This is a genomic window from Paraburkholderia terricola, assembly GCF_003330825.1.
GTDB classification, from domain to species: domain Bacteria; phylum Pseudomonadota; class Gammaproteobacteria; order Burkholderiales; family Burkholderiaceae; genus Paraburkholderia; species Paraburkholderia terricola.
The window spans coordinates 1,612,166-1,627,617 of sequence record NZ_CP024941.1; the positions used below are offsets into that span (position 1 = coordinate 1,612,166).

Below are 15,452 nucleotides of genomic sequence, written 5' to 3' on the forward strand. Positions count from 1 at the left end.
CAATGCGCATCGTGGGAGCGAACCCGCCTCGCGCGACCACGAAGCGCGCGTCGAGGCATCGCGCGGTATTCCTGAACCTGGTCGACCCAGCGCGGGAGTCGAATGATTCAACGCTTACTCGACGGCCTCGGCCTGGCGCAAGCGCGGCAAAAGGCGGTCGAATTCGCGCTTGACGAGGCCATAGCATTCGCATGCGCGCGCTTCGAGTCCCTTGCGGTCGAGCACCTTGATATGGCCGCGGCTGTGATGGATCAGCCCTTCGTCGTGCAACTTGCCGGCCGCTTCGGTGATGCCCTCGCGGCGTACGCCGAGCATGTCGGCGATCAGTTGCTGCGTGACCGTCAGATCGTTCGACGCCACCCGGTCCACTTCGATCAGCAGCCAGCGGCACAACTGTTTGTTCAGCGCATGGTGGCGATTGCAGGCCGCGGTCTGCGCGACTTGCGTGAGCAGCGCGTGCATGTACAGCAGCATCAGGCGGCGCAGAAAATCGGAGCGGGCAAATTGCTGCTTGAGCGCCTGCGCGTTCATGCGATACGCGAAGCCGGCGCATTGCACCTGCACGCGGTTCGGCATGGTTTCGCCGCCCGTGAGCACCGGTACGCCGGTCATGCCCTCGCGGCCGACTGCGGCGATTTCCACCGAGCTGCCGTCTTCCATCGTCGAGAGCATGGAGATGATCGCGGTGGTGGGGAAGTAGACGTGATGAATGCGTTGACCGGAGTCGCACAGCAGTTGCTCCGTACGCAGATGAACCAGTTCGAGATGCGGAGCCAGCGCTTGCCATTCGTGCGACGGTAATGCACCGAGCAAATGGTTGCCGTGCAGATCTGATTGGAGTGTCAACATGATCGGTCCTCGCGTGGAAGCCGCGTGCCGCGGCTTCCTTGTTTTTTGATCCGACGCCTGCATCCTTTAAAACAGCGCTGCCCCGCGAGCAACGAAGAGGATGAACAGGATCGGCCCCGTCTTGGCCTGATACGCAGCCGCAGTTGTTGTCGTTCGCGGCATGCTGTGTTGCGCTTTGTTCTTAGCGAGGAGCGTGCCAATGATCGGAAAAGTGAGTGCTGGTGCGGCACAACGAACATAGCCTTAGCGATGCGCGAAGCCAAACGTGTCTTTTTGTTTCAATTCTGTACAGCGCCGACCTCGCGCGCCGACGCCTCGCGGGGCGGGGTTCTTCGAGCCAAGTCCTTGATCGGACTGGCTTAGATGCGCTCGGGCGCGGCTTCAAGCGAGCCGTCTCGCGGCGGCAATGGCCTCTGGATGGGCGTGGTGAAGGCGCGTCCGGGATGTGCCGGAATTGATTCAGATGTGTTCAGTACACTGCGTGCGCTGTCGTACGGATCGTCTTTTTGACGGCTCGGAAGTCGTGAAAAAACCAACAGTGACTCCGCAGTCCAGACAGGGGGCTGCGTGTGGCGCCAGGTATTAGGCAGGTCGCGACCGCATACCCGGATGCGTCGGACATTTAACCCTGAAGCGTGGCGGATAACGCATTGACCGCGCGCACTTCGCCGGGGGCGCCGCGCATGTTGCGTCCGCGTTAAACGCGCGGTCGGTTGCGTGCGCAATGAATCGTTCGGGAACGAGAGGAAATGGAGGAAACAAACGGCACGACGCAGGAGCGATTCGGCGCCGGACACTCCACGCCGCCGTCGCGTAGACAGACGGGTTCGAACCGCGCGTGAAACGTTTGCGCGCGCCTGTCGAGCAGACGAATATCGAGGGCGTTGAGGCCATCGACGGCCCGAATGGCCTGGATGGGTTGCCGCGCTCGCGCGAGGCCGTGCCGCGCGCTTCCAAGTCGGCCCTGTGGCATCGCTCAAGCCCCGAGCGCGAGACGGCGCGTCACAACACCAGCGCGGCGAGCGGCGGCAGCGTCTTTTCATACGCGCTTTCTAGTTCGTCGAAGCAGTCCTCGCACAGGTCGCGGCGTGCGCGTGCGATCGCGCGCAGGAGCCGGAACTGCATCGCCATCGACTCCGACGCGATGCTCTGCGCCGCCGCCGGAATCGATGCCGGAATGTCGAAGCCCTGTGCGGTCAGCCACAGCAGATACTTCGAGAGAAACTCGAAGTTCGCGCCGAGTTGTCGCGTCAGATTGAACGAGTACGGATGGAAGAACGCCTCGCCGCGTTCGAGCAACGTCTCGAGATGCGCGGGAAACGCGGCACGCCATTGCGAAATCGGATTGGCGAGCGGCCGGCGGCGCAGATGGGCGCACAACGATTCCGCCGACGCGTCCGCGAGCGCGGTGCCTTCCAGTGCGGGGCGCGCCTCCTTGGCGAACTCCACATAAGGAAGCAGCAGATCGGGCTGCTGCGCGAATTGCGGCAGCTTGCGGAACACGCCGTCGTAGTCGTCGCCGTCCAGCCGGTGATAGCCGGTGTTGTGAAAATAGCCGAGGCGGCGCGCGGCGGGGTCGACGAAATCGATGCCCACGATGGTTTTCGAATGCTCGCGCCGGTACGACGTGGCGCGCGTGTTCGGCAGGTAGTAGCCGTCCACGTCCACGAGCACCGTATGGCCGCGCGAGGTTTGCGCGAGCACGCGCGCCTCGAGCGAATCGTAGATGGCCAGCTCCTGTACCTGGGTGCCGTAGAGCCGGTCGAGATCATCGAGCGGAAATTTGATGAACGTGAACTGGTCGCCTTCGAAATCCTGCGTGACGGTGAAGCCGAACGCCGCGCGCGGCTCGAGTCCGAAGCCGTGCAGCAGTTCGATCCACAAATCGACGTAGCAATGGGTCTCCTGCCATACGCGCTCGCCTTGATGCAATGCGTGCGGCGCGTGCTGGCGCGGCCGGGTTTCAGGCGCGGGCGTGCCGCGTTGAGCGGGCGCCGTCGCGAGCGAGGATAAACCGGCCGGTTCGAAAAGGATGCGTCGCGATGCGTTATTCATGGCGGGTGGCCCGTGTCGTTTTCAACGGCCTCGAATCGGGCAGGCGTCTAACGAACACATCGGATCGTTTCTGACGCCTGGGCGTGCATGGGTGCTTATCGAGGCGGCTGACGCCATTACTGCGCATCGCTCGGACAAGGCGCGCCTCGTCGCCGCGTTTTGCTGTGCGTGGAGTCCGGTGCCGAGGCTGTCGCGAGGCCGCGCACGATGCCTTGTATTAGACGAAGTGTCGAAGCCGAACGTCGGTGCGATGCCGCACGGAAACACGCCTATGGCGGACGTACCGTGTAGCCATGACAACGGACCGACGCGCGAAGGCCCGTGTCGCTGAACTCATTGACCGCAAGGGAACGTGATGAACTGGAAAACGCTGGAATTCGAGCAGCTTTCGGCACGCGAGTTGTATCTCATCCTGCGGGCGCGTAGCGCGGTGTTCGTCGTCGAACAGGCGCACGTTTGTCTCGACGCCGACGCTCGTGACGAACACGCGTTGCATGTGTTCGCGGCGGACGACATGACGCGATCCATGCCGATCCTCGCCTATGCACGCCTGCAACCAGGCGACGCCGAAGATCCGGACATCACCATCGACAAAGTACTGACGAGCCCGCTGCGGCGTGGCGACGGCACCGCCGAACGGCTGATGGAGCGCGTGCTGCAGACGATCGCCGAGCGTTGGCCCGGCCACGCCGCGCGCGTGAAGGCGCCGCTCGGCTTGCGCGACTTCTATGAGCAATTCGGCTTTCGCAAGACCGAGGGGCCGTACCTCGCGCATGGCGTGCCGTTCATCGTTCTGACGCGCCAGTTGCGCGGCAACCCGCTGCGCTTCGGCACGCGGCCGCGCGAGCGCGGCGGCGCGGCGGACATCGACACCGTCGAACTGTTGTGATGGGGCGAAGGCCGATCACACCTTCCACCACACGATCTGAATCATGGGGATCGACAGAACTCAGCGCCGCGCGCTGTCCGATCCGTAAGTCTTTTTCGGCCTGCCCCTAGCCGCCATTCGCTCATGGGTCAGACAATTCATCCGATTGCGTGCGTCTTCGCACGATGCAAGTAGTTCGAAGCAGGCACGCTTGATACGCAAGCTTAAGGTCCGTCAAAAGGTCCGGCGTTACACAGAAGAAACAATTCTTCAGAGGGATAACCCTGTCAGGAAGTCCCCCAACTGGCGCAACCGTTTTGAAGCTAGCAACGTATCGAAAGAGCATAACGATGTCGATATAGAAGAAACATAAGGGCCGTTTTATCAACAGGCTACGCGGGGATCAACACCGCTTCGGGGAGAGTCGTCATGGATCAGGCAAACAAGGATCGATCGTTGGTCAGCAAGGTGATGGATGGACTCGTCACAGGGATCGTCGAGGAGAAATACGGCGCCATTCTGCCGCCGCAGGATGTGCTGTCGAAAGAGTTCGACGTCAGCCGCACCGTCATGCGCGAGGCGCTGTCGATGCTGCTCGCGCGCGACATGCTGGACGTGCGGCCGAAGATCGGCACGCGCATCCGGCCGATGAGCGACTGGCGCATGATCGACGAGGACGTCGTGAGCTGGCGTTTTCGCGCGAAGCCCGATCCGCTGTTCGTGCGCGACGTGATCGAGTTTCGCAGCCTGATCGAACCGCGTGCGTCGGCGCAGGCGGCCGCGCGCGGCAGCGCGGCGGACATCGCGGCGCTGCGCGAGGCGTTCGAGGCGTTCCGCGCGATCCGCCCGAACGAGCCCGGCTATCAGGAAGCCGACGAGCTGTTCCACACCCGCATCGTGATCGCGAGCGGCAATCAGTTCTTCAAGCAGATGGCCGCGATCATTCGCGGCGCGCTGTCGACGGTCAATCCGATCGTCAACCAGAAGGAAGGCGCATGGGAAGGCGCGGTGAGTGCGCGTCAACGCGTGGTCGAGGCGATCGAACGGCGCGATCCCAAAGCAGCGGAAGCCGCGTCGCTCGCCATGATCGACCACACCGCGGAAGAGATGGGCAGCACGCTTTCCGAACCACCGCCGGTGCGTGGCTGAACGCCGCGGCACGCCGGCTTCTTTCCTAAGAGACCTTGCATGACGGACGGTGCGCTCATGGGCGCGCGCGAAAGTGCGCGACGTGGGCGACGTGCGCGACAATAGCGCCTGTTCTGAACTGCACGGATTCGAAGGAACGATGACAAACCCACCGCAGGAAACCCTCGCGAACGACGTGATTCGCTGGGGAATCGTCGGCACGGGCCGCATTGCCCGCCGTTTTGCTCAAAGCCTCGCTCATGTGCCGCAGGCGTCGCTCACCGCGCTGTGGTCGCGCCGCGCCGAACCGGCCGCGGCCTTCGCCGCGGAATTCGGCGGCGAGGCGTGCGCGAGTTTCGACGCGCTGCTCGCGAGCGGTATCGACGCGCTCTATATCGCCACCATCCAGGACAGCCACGCCGACTACGCGGTCGCCGCGCTCGAAGCGGGCCTGCATGTGCTGTGCGAGAAACCCGCCGCCATCAATCAGCCGCAACTCGAGCGCGTGCTCGATGCCGCGCGCGCCGCGCAACGGCTCTTCATGGAAGCCATGAAGCCGCCGTTCTATCCGCTCTACCAAAAGCTGCGCGCGCAGCTCGCCGCCGAACCGATCGGCGAGGTGGGGCTCGTGCGCGCCGGCTGTTCGGTGCCGGGCGTGCCGGACGATCATCCGTCGCTGTCGTTCGAGCATGCGGGCGGCGCGCTGCTCGACATCGGCGTCTACGAAATGTTTCTCGCCGTCGACTGGCTCGGCGCGCCTCATGAGGTGCAGACGCTCGGACGGCTCGGCCCGACCGGCGTCGATACCTTCGCGAGCCTGAACAGCCGGCATGAGCGCGGCATCGCGCAACTGTTCTGCGGCCTCGATCTGCACGGCAAGGGCGATGCGCTGTTGATGGCAAAAGGCGGGCATGTGACGATTCACGAGCCCTGGTGGAATCCGTCGCGCGCGACGATCCGTTACGCCGACGCTCATGTGGTCGAACTCGACGAGCCGTTCGAAGGCGGCGGCCTGAACTATGAGACCGCGCATTTCTGCGAGCTGATTCGTGCCGGGCAACTGGAGAGTCCGGTGATGCCGCATGCCACCTCGCTGCGGATGATCGCCATGGCCGATGCCGCGCGCGCCGCGCTGGGGCTCAGGTTCGCGGGAGAGTGAGGGGCGCGTTAAGGGCAAGTGAAGGGCAAGTGAAGGTTAGCGGTGATACGATTTGCGCGCGCATGCGAGGCGCAAGAATCGTCCGCATGTCCGCAGCTTTCGAACCTCTTCCATGGGAGCCGTCCACGATGCGCATGCTCGGAAAACTTTGGCGCGACAACAAGAGTCTTGTCGCGTTTCTCTTCCTGATGGTGCTGTTTCGCAGCGCCGTGGCCGACTGGAATAGCGTGCCGAGCGGCTCGATGCTGCCGACGATCCGCGAAGGCGACCGGATCTTCGTCGACAAGATGGCCTACGATCTGCGCGTGCCGCTCACGCATATCGCGATCGCGCATCTGCACGAGCCGCAGCGCGGCGATATCGTCACGATCGATTCGTCGGCGGCGCATGACTTGATCGTCAAGCGGCTGATCGGCTTGCCCGGCGACAGCGTCGCGATGCGCGACAACGTGCTGTATGTGAACGGCGTGCGCGCCGATTATCAGCCGCTGAAACTAAAGCCGTTGCCTGGCGACACCGCTTCGCCCGGCGACTATCTGACCGAACGCTTCGAGGGCGTCGCGCATACCGTGCGGCTCGCGCCGAATGCGCCGAGTCCGCGCGACTCGTTCGGGCCGGTGATCGTGCCGCCGGGCGAATATCTGATGCTCGGCGACAATCGCGACAACAGCGCCGATTCGCGTTACTTCGGTTTCTTTCCGCGCAAGGAGTTGATGGGCCGCACGCGCCGCGTGGCGTTCTCGCTCGACCCGGATCGCTACTACGCGCCGCGCTTCGAGCGCTTCGGCGCGCCGCTGGACCCGGTGTCGCCCATGGCGAGCCGTTAGCGAAGCATGAGTGAGCCGCTAGCCGACGCGAGCCTCGCTCAGTGGCGCGAGGGCAGCGCGAGGCGCCGCTCGTACCAGCGCTGCACCCATTCGAGTAGCTGGCACAACACCCAATAAATCGCGGCGGCCGCAAGATACAGCGGCAGCGGCTGATAGGTCGACGCGATGATTTCCTGCGCGCTGCGCAGCAGTTCGGTCACGGTAATCACCGATACCAGCGAGGTGTCCTTGATCAGGCTGATCAAGCTGTTCGACAAACTCGGCACGGCAATGCGCAAGGCTTGCGGCGCGACCACATAGCGCAGCGTCTGACGGCGCGAGAGTCCGAGGCTGTAGGCGGCGAGCCACTGGCCGTTGTGAATGCCGAGGATCGCACCGCGCATGCTCTCCGACAGATACGCCGCCACGTTCGCCGACAATGCGATCACGCCGGCCGGCGTGGGGTCGAGTGAAATGCCGAAACTCGGCAAGCCGTAATAGATCACGAAAATCTGCACGAGCAGCGGCGTGCCGCGCATCACGCTCACGTAGAGGCGCGCGAGCCAGTTGAGCACGCGGTTGTGGCTCACGCCCATCAAGGCGAGCACGGCGCCGGCAAGCAGGCCGAAGAACATCGACAGAACCGCGAACTTGACCGTCAGGACAGCGCCCTGCGCGAGCACGGGAAGCGATTGGACCAGCAGGGAAGTGATGGACATGAGCGGAAGTCGGGTTGGCGCGCAAAGCGCACATCATAAACTTGGGCAGGGGGCGAAGCGCCGTTGATACGCAACGTGGACCGCAAGCAAAACCACACGACACAAAAGCGAAGGGCGGCACCATCGCCGATGCCGCCCTTCGGTTTACCTCGCGCCCGTTACTTGATCGGCTTGCTGACGTCGATGCCGAACCACTTGTCCGAGATCTTCGAGAACGTGCCGTCCGCTTCGAGCTGGATCATTGCTTCGTCGATCGCCTTGGCGAACTTCGGATTGCCCTTTTTGAACGGAATGCCCGACGGGTTGCCCGCGCCGAGGGTTGCGCCCGTGCGCAGCGGCAGTTGCGAGTTCTTCAGCAGATACGCGAGCATCAGGCGGTCGTTGAGCGCCGCGTCCAGCCGGCCGGCGGCCAGATCACGCAGGTATTCGGGCGCGCCCGGGTACGTCTTCACGTCGATGCCCGGCACCGACTTCGCCATGTCCATGTAGTTGGTGCCCAGACCGACGCCGAGCTTCTTGCCCTTCAGTTCGTCGAGCGATTTGAACTGGCGCGAGTCGTCCTTGCGCTGGATCAGTTGCGCGGCCGAGTACGTGTAGGCCGGCGAAAAGTCGAGCGCCTGCTTGCGCGGGTCGGTAATGCCGACCTGGTTGACGATCACGTCGAACTTGCCCGCCTGCAGACCGGCGATGATGCCGCTCCATTCGGTCGTGACGAATTCCGGCTTCACGCCGAGTTTCGCCGCCACCGCCCTGGCGATATCGACGTCGTAGCCGACCAGTTCGCCCGACGGCGCCTTTGAATTGAACGGCGGGAAGGTGCCCTCGAGACCGACGCGCAGCGTGCCGCGTTGCTTGACCTGATCGAACAGATCCTCCGCGTGCGCGGTGACGGAAGTGACGGCGGTGAACGACGCGCCGATCAGACCGGCGACGACAACCTTTTTCAGCAAGCCAAATTTCATCGTGTTCCTTTTTTGTTCGCCTGGCGTTTTAGCAGACGAAAGCTTAACAAAGCAGACTATCGAAACCAAAATACCGTTTGTTCATGCCTATATTACTGACGCAGCGCACGCACGCATTCGCCCACCAGCGCCGGCCCGCGATAGATGAAGCCGGTATAGAGCTGCACCAGCGAGGCTCCCGCCGCGATCTTCGCGCGCGCGTCGTCGCCCGAGAAAATTCCGCCGACGCCGATGATCGGCACGGTCTCGCCGAGTTCGGCGCGCAGCTTGCGGATCACTTCGTTCGACGCGTCGAACACCGGCTTGCCCGACAGGCCGCCGGCCTCGTCGCCGTATTGCATGCCGGCGACCGCCGTGCGCGAGAGCGTGGTGTTGGTCGCGATCACGCCTTCGAAGCGGTGGCGCAAGAGCGTGTCGGCGATCGACTTCACCTGTTCGTCGTCGAGGTCCGGCGCGATCTTCAGCGCGAGCGGCACGAGCTTGCCGTGCATGTCGGCGAGACGCTGCTGCTTGTCCTTGAGCGCCGCGAGCAGCGCGTCGAGTTCGCCCGCGCCTTGCAACTGGCGCAGGTTCTTCGTGTTCGGCGACGAGATGTTGACCGTCACGTAGCTCGCGAACGGGTACACGCGTTCGAGGCAGTACAGATAGTCGTCGGCGGCGCGCTCGATCGGCGTGTCGGCGTTCTTGCCGATGTTCAGCCCGAGAATGCCGCGATAGCGCGCGGCCTGCACGTTCTTCACGAACTGGTCGACGCCCGCGTTGTTGAAACCCATCCGGTTGATCACGGCGTTCGCCTGCGGTAGACGAAACATGCGCGGACGCGGATTGCCCGGCTGCGCGTGCGGCGTCACCGTGCCGACCTCGATGAAGCCGAAGCCGAGCGCGGCCAGGCCGTCGATGCACGCGCCGTCCTTGTCGAGCCCCGCGGCGAGCCCGACCGGATTGCGGAACGTCAGGCCCATCACGGTGCGCGGCGCATCCGGCACGTGCGGCGCGAGGACGCCGGCGAGGCCGGCGCGGCCGGCCGCGCCGAGCATACGCAAGGTGAGGTGATGAGCGTCTTCCGCGTCCATGCGAAAGAGTTGGGCGCGTACGAGCGGGTAGAGGGAACTGAACACGGGACGAAGCCGGGCGGCCGGAAAATGGGAACCCGCTATTTTACCGGCTTTGGGGTTTCAGGGAGACGCGTTGGAAAGCGGGCGCGCGCCGTTTCATTGCCTGGCCGGTGGGTGGCGAAAGTAGTGCGGTAGCCGTCGCTCGCATGGCGCAGGGGCCGGGCGGCTTGCGAACGTATTCGCGAGCCCGGCGTGCCACCAGACGGTCAAGGCCTGAGCGGTCCGCCGCGCCTGCCGTGAATCGCCAGATCGACCGGCGGCAGATCGACGCCGTTCGGGTCGAGCACTCGCCACGCGCCGTCGATCAAGCCTTCGAGCGGCCGGAAATTCGCTTTGTACGCCATCTTCGGACTCTCGCGAATCCAGTAGCCGAGGTACACGTAGGGCAGCTTCAGGCTGCGCGCCTGCTCGATCTGCCAGTAGATGTTGTAGGTGCCGAAGCTGGTGTGCGGCAGTCCCGGCTCGAAGAACGTGTACACGGACGAGAGTCCGTCGCCGAGAATGTCGATCATGCTGATCATGCGCAGGATGCCGGGCGCGTCCGGTTGATTCGGCAGCGGCCCGCGGAATTCGACCAGCCGCGAGTTGATCCGGCTTTGCAGCAGGAACTGCTCGTATTGATCGCGGCTGTCGCGATCCATGCCGCCGCCCGCATGCCGCGCCGACTGATAGCGCATATAGAGCGCGTAATGCTCTTCGTCGTAATGGAGCGGCGCGACGGTGGCGACCATCTCGCCATGCTTTTTCCAGACCCGCCGTTGCGTGCGGTTCGGCTCGAACCGGTCGACCGGCACGCGCACCGGCACGCATGCGCGGCAACCGTCGCAATAGGGGCGGTAGGTGAACACGCCCGAGCGCCGGAAGCCCGCCTTGACGAGGTCGGTGTAGACGTCGGAGTTGATCAGGTGACTGGGCGTGGCGACTTGCGAGCGCGCGATGCGCCCATCCAGATAACTGCAGGGATAAGGCGCCGTTGCATAAAATTGCAGCGCCGAAAGCGGGGAAAGAGGCAGCTCGTTGGGATGAGTCACGTTGGCAGCTCTCGAAGCGTCTCTGTGATGCAAACCCGGCGCCTTGCGGTTGACGACCCGCGGCTCGTGACCCGCGGCTCGATGGGCGGCGAATCCGGATTCGGCCTGATCTTCCTACGCCGCTCGCGCGAGCACATCGAGCAGCGCGGTCTTGTCGAAACGCCATGGAATCGGCGGTGCCTCAACAGCCGCGCGAACATGCGCGATGAACGCCTTGCGCGCTATCTCGCGACCGCCGAGCGACGCCAGATGCGACGTGTTCTGCTGGCAGTCTATCATTTCTATTTCGTGACGGCGCAAGTGCCCGACAAGCGCGGCCAGCGCCATTTTCGACGCATCGGTGACGTCCGCGAACATCGATTCGCCGAAGAACATCTTGCCGAACGACACGCCGTACAAACCACCCACGCGCTTGCCCTCGAACCACGTTTCGATGCTGTGCGCATCACCGATCCGATGCAGCGACGAATACGCCTCGACCACGTCCGCGGTGATCCAGGTGCCGCGCTGTCCGCGTCGCGGCGCCTGCGCGCACGCGCGCATGACGGCGGCGAAATCATGGTCGACGCGAATCTCCCAGGCGTCGTCGCGCAACACCCGCTTGAGCGTCTTGCGCAGCGACGGCGATACCTTGAATTCGGCGGGGACGAGCACCATGCGGGGATCGGGGCTCCACCACAACACGGGTTGACCGTCGGAGTACCAAGGGAAGATGCCGCGCCGGTAGGCGTCGATGAGGCGCGACGGCAGCAGGTCGCCGCTCGCGGCAAGCAGGCCCGGTGCGCCGCTCGACGCGCCGAGCGCGCGCTCGACGGGCGGGAACGGATCGTCAGGTCCGAGCCAGGGAACCATGCGCGCCGCTCAACCTTCGCGCAGCGAGCGGAAGATGTCGCCCGTGTGCAGGCCGAAGCTGCCGGCGGCGCGGTCGGCGAAGAAGAAACGCAGGGTCTGGCCGACGGTGGGAAAGGCGATCTCGTCCCACGGAATTTCGTGTTCCTCGAAGAGTTGCACTTCGAGACTTTCCTCGCCGGCGGCGATGTCGAGGTCGAGCAGCCGCGCCATGTAGAACAGATGCACCTGATGCACGTGCGGCACGTTCAGCAGCGAGAACAGGTTCTGCACCTCGACGCGCGCGCCGGCTTCTTCCAGCGTTTCGCGCGAGGCGGCCTCGGCCGTGGTTTCACCCATTTCCATGAAGCCTGCCGGCAGCGTCCAGTAGCCGTAGCGCGGTTCGATCGCGCGACGGCACAGCAGCACCTTGTCGTCCCACACCGGGACGGTGCCGACCACGTTGCGCGGATTCTGATAGTGCACCGTGCCGCAACTGCCGCAGACGAAGCGCTCGCGGTTGTCGCCCGGCGGAATGCTCAGGCTGACGCCCTGGCCGCAGACAGAACAGAATTTCATAGGAAGGGGACGAGAAAGGGTGATAGGAGTTTATCACCGGGACGGGGGTTTTCTGACCTCGGCGATGGCCGGGTTGGCGATGCGGTGCCGAGCGCGGCACCGTGAAGAAACATCGGGACGAAACGCGACGAAGTGGCGGGGGAAAACAAAAAAGGCCTGCCGGTTGGGCAAGCCTTCAATGTTGTTTTCGACGTTTCGAGACACTTGGTTGCGGGGGTAGGATTTGAACCTACGACCTTCGGGTTATGAGCCCGACGAGCTGCCAGACTGCTCCACCCCGCGTCCGTCGAAGAAAAGATTATAGAACAATGCGGATGGCCGTGCAATAGCTATTTAAGAGCCGGCTTCAATCGTGCGTGCGCGCCGCTGGCGGCCAGTCTGTGGCGCGCTTCGAAGTCGCGGTGCGCACGGGTGGCGTCGCATGCGGGCAGGCCGTCGCAAGGGGCTGCGCTAGAATCGGGTTCTCTTTCGCGCGGCGCCGCCCAGGCCTTCATCGCCGGCGCACGCTCCAACTCTTTCCTTGCTCGAACCTCATGGACATCGCTCACGATCTGCAGGTGATTACCGCTCAGGAACACGCGCTGGTGTTCCCACGATTCGACGCCGACCGGGCATGGCAGGTCGGCGCCTATCTGCACGAAGTCGCCAAGGCGCGCGGCATCGCGGCCGCCATCGACGTGCGCACCTTCGGTCAGCCGCTGTTCTTCAGTCTGCTCGAGGGCGCGACGCCGGACAACGTCGACTGGGCGCGCCGCAAGGGCAATACGGTTGCGCATTTCCGGCGCAGTTCGTACGCGATCGGCCTGAAGATGCAGCTGGCGGGCAGCACGCTCGCCGACAAGCACGGCTTGCCGGCCGCCGAATACGCGTCGCACGGCGGCGCGTTTCCCTTGACGGTGGCGGGCGCCGGCGTGATCGGCTCGATCACGGTGTCCGGCCTGCCGCAGCGCGCCGATCACGAACTGGTCGTGGAAGCGTTGTGCGCGCACCTCGGCGTCGACTACGGCAAGCTCGCGCTTGCAAAGGCCTGAGGCGATGCGCGTGCCTCCTTATGCGTTGCTCGGCATCGCCATCGTTGCCGAAGTGATTGCCACCTCGGCGATGCGGGCGTCGGAGGGTTTCTCGCGGTTCGTGCCGTCGGCGGTGGTCGTGCTCGGCTACGGCGTCGCGTTCTATTGCCTGTCGCTCACGCTCAAGAGCATTCCGGTCGGCATCGTCTACGCGGTGTGGTCGGGCGCCGGCATCGTGCTGATCACGCTGGTCGCGCTGCTGCTGTACCGCCAGGTGCCCGACGTGCCGGCCGTGATCGGACTCGGACTGATCATTTCGGGCGTCGCGGTGCTGAACATGTTTTCAAAGATGCAGGCGCATTGAATCGTCGCCTGCATGAACGCGCCCGGCGTTATTTGCAGCGCACGATCATCGAACGGTTCTTCACGTTGGCCGAGACGACGTTAGTGATGCTGCCGCCCGCCATGCCGCCTTCGTCGTTGTCTTTCGACACGATGTCGTAGCCGGTCGCGCCGCAGGCGTTGCCGGCTTGCACGTAGCACGAGGCCCAACTGGAAGCGGCGTCGGCGCCGCTGCAGTTCACGGCGAATCCTGTCTGGCCGTTCGGCAGGTTGATCAGCGAAGTGGTGTTCGACGATGCGCAGCCGCCAAGCCCCGTTGCCAGCAATACAGCGGCGGGCAGGGCGGCGAACCGGGACGCCCGGCGGACCCGAGCGAGCGCTACGCTGGCTCGCAGTCGCTGCAAGCGGCCGGCGCGGACAACGAGGCCCAAGTGCGTCATGAAATGCATCGTGATGTTTTCCTTTCAAAGAGAGATCGCGGCCCGCCAGGTACACAGAGAGTGCGCCTGCCCGGCTAGGGCATGTCGATCGTAATGCCCGCCGCGCCGACCAGCCGGCGGCTTTACGTGCCGTTTTCGGTGGCGGCGTCTTCGCAGATGCCGATGGCTTTCGACATGTCGATGCCGTGGCTTTCCGCATAAGCAAACCATGCGTTCGCCGCCTCCGGCTCCGGTAATTCGTAGTTCCGCGGAAAATATTTTCCCATATTGCGCTCGCTGGACTCGAAACCGGGTGACTGCTTCAGCATGGACCATGCCGACGGTCCGTTCGACCGGCGCATGCCGAACAAGTGCGAATCGGCGTCTCGCGCCGCCCGCAACGGGTCATCGGCTCGCAGACGCCGTCACCGCATGCAGGCCGCAGAACTTATCGCCTTGAGGCGCGCCTTACTGATTGACCTGCCGCGAGCGCATGCATGCAACGGCCCGTTCAGATTCACGCGGGCTCGATGCGCTACGGCGGCAGCGTCCGCTTATCACACACAAACCGATACACACAACGAGGAGAGCGAATATGGCTGAACGGGTCAGTGGCCCTTATCGCGGCTACTACATCAGCGCCGCCGCGCGTCTCGTGCCCGCGGCCGATGCGCCGGCCACGGGCGCTGGCACCGGCGTCGGCGTTGACGCAAAGGGCACCGCCAGGAGCGGCACCTACGTCGGCACGGTGAGTCTCGCCGAACTCGGTCCGGACGATCCGCATCGCATCGAAACCCTGCTCGAACTCGGCGACGCACAGCGCTTCGGCAGCGAGGAAGAAGCGCTTGCGTTCGTCGAACAGGCCGCGCGCGATTACGTCGACCGTCTGCTCGGAGGCCATTGATGGCGGCGCGTGAGGTCGAGCAGGACGCCCCGCCAGGCTGGACCGAGGTCCGGCCGCGCGAGTACCATATCGGGGTTGTCCGGAGCCGGCCGGTTCTCGCCGGCGCCGGTTTCCTGCCGGATACTTCTGATGAGGCGACCATGGAAATTCGGTTTCCCGCGGACGCACCTGCTTACCGCGACTCCAATCTGACCGTTGTGTTTCCCGCGCTGGTGGACGGCGAAACGGTGCCGTGCGCCATTTCGGTCGAAGCGCTCGAAGATCACTTCGGCGCCTACTCCGAGGATCCCGAAGGCTGGATGCGTGCGTTCGACGCCGGGCGTCGGCGCATCGAGGCAGTGGCGCGCGAGCACTTGCAGATCAGCAACGGCACGCCCGTGCTGCTCAAGAGCGGCCACTTTCCACCGGGTAACGCGGCGGGTTGAGCGGGCCCGATGCGATTTCATGCGTCGCATCGAACGCCTGGTGGGACGTTGTTGGCAGGTCGTTGGCGGCAAGCATGTCGGCCGAGCAAACGGGCGGCGCACGGGCAACAACTCCGCTGACCCAGCCGTCGATCCAAAGTCCGCGTGGAAGGCCGGCAAGAACCGACATCGGGACGGATGCAGCGCGGCATACCTGCATAACCGCGGAGCCGCCGAACCCGCCGCCAAGGTCAAATCATCGAGTGCGTGATAA

18 protein-coding genes and 1 tRNA gene are annotated in these 15,452 nt (G+C 64.3%); 8 read left to right on the forward strand and 11 right to left on the reverse strand.

Annotation, left to right across the window (positions count from 1 at the left end):
• Positions 1 to 114 precede the first annotated feature (114 nt).
• Complete coding sequence (locus CUJ90_RS07245; protein ID WP_073426870.1) at positions 115 to 849, reverse strand: Crp/Fnr family transcriptional regulator; 735 nt, start codon at positions 847 to 849, stop codon at positions 115 to 117.
• 1,002 nt (positions 850 to 1,851) lie between these two features.
• A complete protein-coding gene (locus CUJ90_RS07250) occupies positions 1,852 to 2,904 on the reverse strand; it encodes a DUF1839 family protein (protein WP_244219990.1) in 1,053 nt (350 codons plus the stop codon).
• Between the two features lie 355 nt (positions 2,905 to 3,259).
• Here CUJ90_RS07250 and CUJ90_RS07255 point away from each other — a divergent pair, with 355 nt between their 5' ends.
• The 4 genes from CUJ90_RS07255 (at position 3,260) to lepB (ending at position 6,886) form a co-directional block, all read left to right on the forward strand.
• Positions 3,260 to 3,793 (forward strand): GNAT family N-acetyltransferase, encoded by a 534-nt coding sequence (locus CUJ90_RS07255; RefSeq protein WP_073426868.1) that lies wholly within the window; start codon positions 3,260 to 3,262, stop codon positions 3,791 to 3,793.
• 408 nt (positions 3,794 to 4,201) lie between these two features.
• Positions 4,202 to 4,921, forward strand: coding sequence for a FadR/GntR family transcriptional regulator (locus tag CUJ90_RS07260; RefSeq protein WP_073426867.1), 720 nt, complete (start codon positions 4,202 to 4,204; stop codon positions 4,919 to 4,921).
• A 139-nt stretch (positions 4,922 to 5,060) separates the two neighbouring features.
• The gene (locus tag CUJ90_RS07265; protein ID WP_114163478.1) at positions 5,061 to 6,059 is read left to right on the forward strand and encodes a Gfo/Idh/MocA family protein; all 999 of its coding nucleotides are present in this window, start codon (positions 5,061 to 5,063) and stop codon (positions 6,057 to 6,059) included.
• Positions 6,060 to 6,187: 128 nt separating this feature from the next.
• Entirely contained in the window at positions 6,188 to 6,886 is a 699-nt protein-coding gene (lepB, locus tag CUJ90_RS07270) for a signal peptidase I (RefSeq protein WP_083083571.1), read from the forward strand.
• A 38-nt stretch (positions 6,887 to 6,924) separates the two neighbouring features.
• Here the strand turns inward: lepB and CUJ90_RS07275 are convergent, their stop codons facing one another.
• From CUJ90_RS07275 to CUJ90_RS07305, 7 genes are all read right to left on the reverse strand, one after another.
• Positions 6,925 to 7,584 (reverse strand): amino acid ABC transporter permease, encoded by a 660-nt coding sequence (locus CUJ90_RS07275; RefSeq protein ID WP_073426865.1) that lies wholly within the window; start codon positions 7,582 to 7,584, stop codon positions 6,925 to 6,927.
• Positions 7,585 to 7,742: 158 nt separating this feature from the next.
• The gene (locus tag CUJ90_RS07280; protein WP_114162312.1) at positions 7,743 to 8,546 is read right to left on the reverse strand and encodes a cystine ABC transporter substrate-binding protein; all 804 of its coding nucleotides are present in this window, start codon (positions 8,544 to 8,546) and stop codon (positions 7,743 to 7,745) included.
• A 92-nt stretch (positions 8,547 to 8,638) separates the two neighbouring features.
• The gene (locus CUJ90_RS07285) at positions 8,639 to 9,619 is read right to left on the reverse strand and encodes a quinone-dependent dihydroorotate dehydrogenase (RefSeq protein WP_244220014.1); all 981 of its coding nucleotides are present in this window, start codon (positions 9,617 to 9,619) and stop codon (positions 8,639 to 8,641) included.
• A 248-nt stretch (positions 9,620 to 9,867) separates the two neighbouring features.
• Positions 9,868 to 10,692, reverse strand: coding sequence for an arginyltransferase (locus CUJ90_RS07290; protein WP_114162314.1), 825 nt, complete (start codon positions 10,690 to 10,692; stop codon positions 9,868 to 9,870).
• Between the two features lie 114 nt (positions 10,693 to 10,806).
• Entirely contained in the window at positions 10,807 to 11,544 is a 738-nt protein-coding gene (gene aat, locus CUJ90_RS07295; RefSeq protein WP_073426861.1) for a leucyl/phenylalanyl-tRNA--protein transferase, read from the reverse strand.
• A gap of 9 nt (positions 11,545 to 11,553) precedes the next feature.
• Positions 11,554 to 12,099, reverse strand: coding sequence for an NUDIX hydrolase (locus CUJ90_RS07300; protein ID WP_073426860.1), 546 nt, complete (start codon positions 12,097 to 12,099; stop codon positions 11,554 to 11,556).
• A gap of 205 nt (positions 12,100 to 12,304) precedes the next feature.
• Positions 12,305 to 12,381: transfer RNA gene (locus CUJ90_RS07305), tRNA-Met, on the reverse strand.
• A gap of 251 nt (positions 12,382 to 12,632) precedes the next feature.
• On the opposite strand from CUJ90_RS07305, the gene CUJ90_RS07310 reads away from it, so the two are divergent.
• A complete protein-coding gene (locus tag CUJ90_RS07310; protein ID WP_073426859.1) occupies positions 12,633 to 13,130 on the forward strand; it encodes a heme-degrading domain-containing protein in 498 nt (165 codons plus the stop codon).
• 10 nt (positions 13,131 to 13,140) lie between these two features.
• Positions 13,141 to 13,473: a DMT family transporter gene (locus tag CUJ90_RS07315; protein ID WP_374709854.1), complete on the forward strand. Its 333-nt coding sequence runs from the start codon at positions 13,141 to 13,143 to the stop codon at positions 13,471 to 13,473.
• 28 nt (positions 13,474 to 13,501) lie between these two features.
• On the opposite strand, the gene CUJ90_RS07320 is transcribed toward CUJ90_RS07315, so the two are convergent.
• Both CUJ90_RS07320 and CUJ90_RS07325 read right to left on the reverse strand, forming a co-directional pair.
• Positions 13,502 to 13,900: a hypothetical protein gene (locus tag CUJ90_RS07320; protein WP_073426857.1), complete on the reverse strand. Its 399-nt coding sequence runs from the start codon at positions 13,898 to 13,900 to the stop codon at positions 13,502 to 13,504.
• Positions 13,901 to 14,013: 113 nt separating this feature from the next.
• On the reverse strand, positions 14,014 to 14,199 hold the full coding sequence (locus CUJ90_RS07325) for a hypothetical protein (protein ID WP_152035336.1): 186 nt from the start codon (positions 14,197 to 14,199) through the stop codon (positions 14,014 to 14,016).
• A gap of 266 nt (positions 14,200 to 14,465) precedes the next feature.
• Here CUJ90_RS07325 and CUJ90_RS07330 point away from each other — a divergent pair, with 266 nt between their 5' ends.
• Both CUJ90_RS07330 and CUJ90_RS07335 read left to right on the forward strand, forming a co-directional pair.
• Complete coding sequence (locus CUJ90_RS07330; protein WP_114162316.1) at positions 14,466 to 14,774, forward strand: hypothetical protein; 309 nt, start codon at positions 14,466 to 14,468, stop codon at positions 14,772 to 14,774.
• Positions 14,774 to 15,199 (forward strand): DUF1488 family protein, encoded by a 426-nt coding sequence (locus CUJ90_RS07335; protein WP_235004786.1) that lies wholly within the window; start codon positions 14,774 to 14,776, stop codon positions 15,197 to 15,199. The genes CUJ90_RS07330 and CUJ90_RS07335 overlap by 1 nt, the downstream gene beginning before the upstream one ends.
• The last annotated feature ends 253 nt before the right edge of the window (positions 15,200 to 15,452 follow it).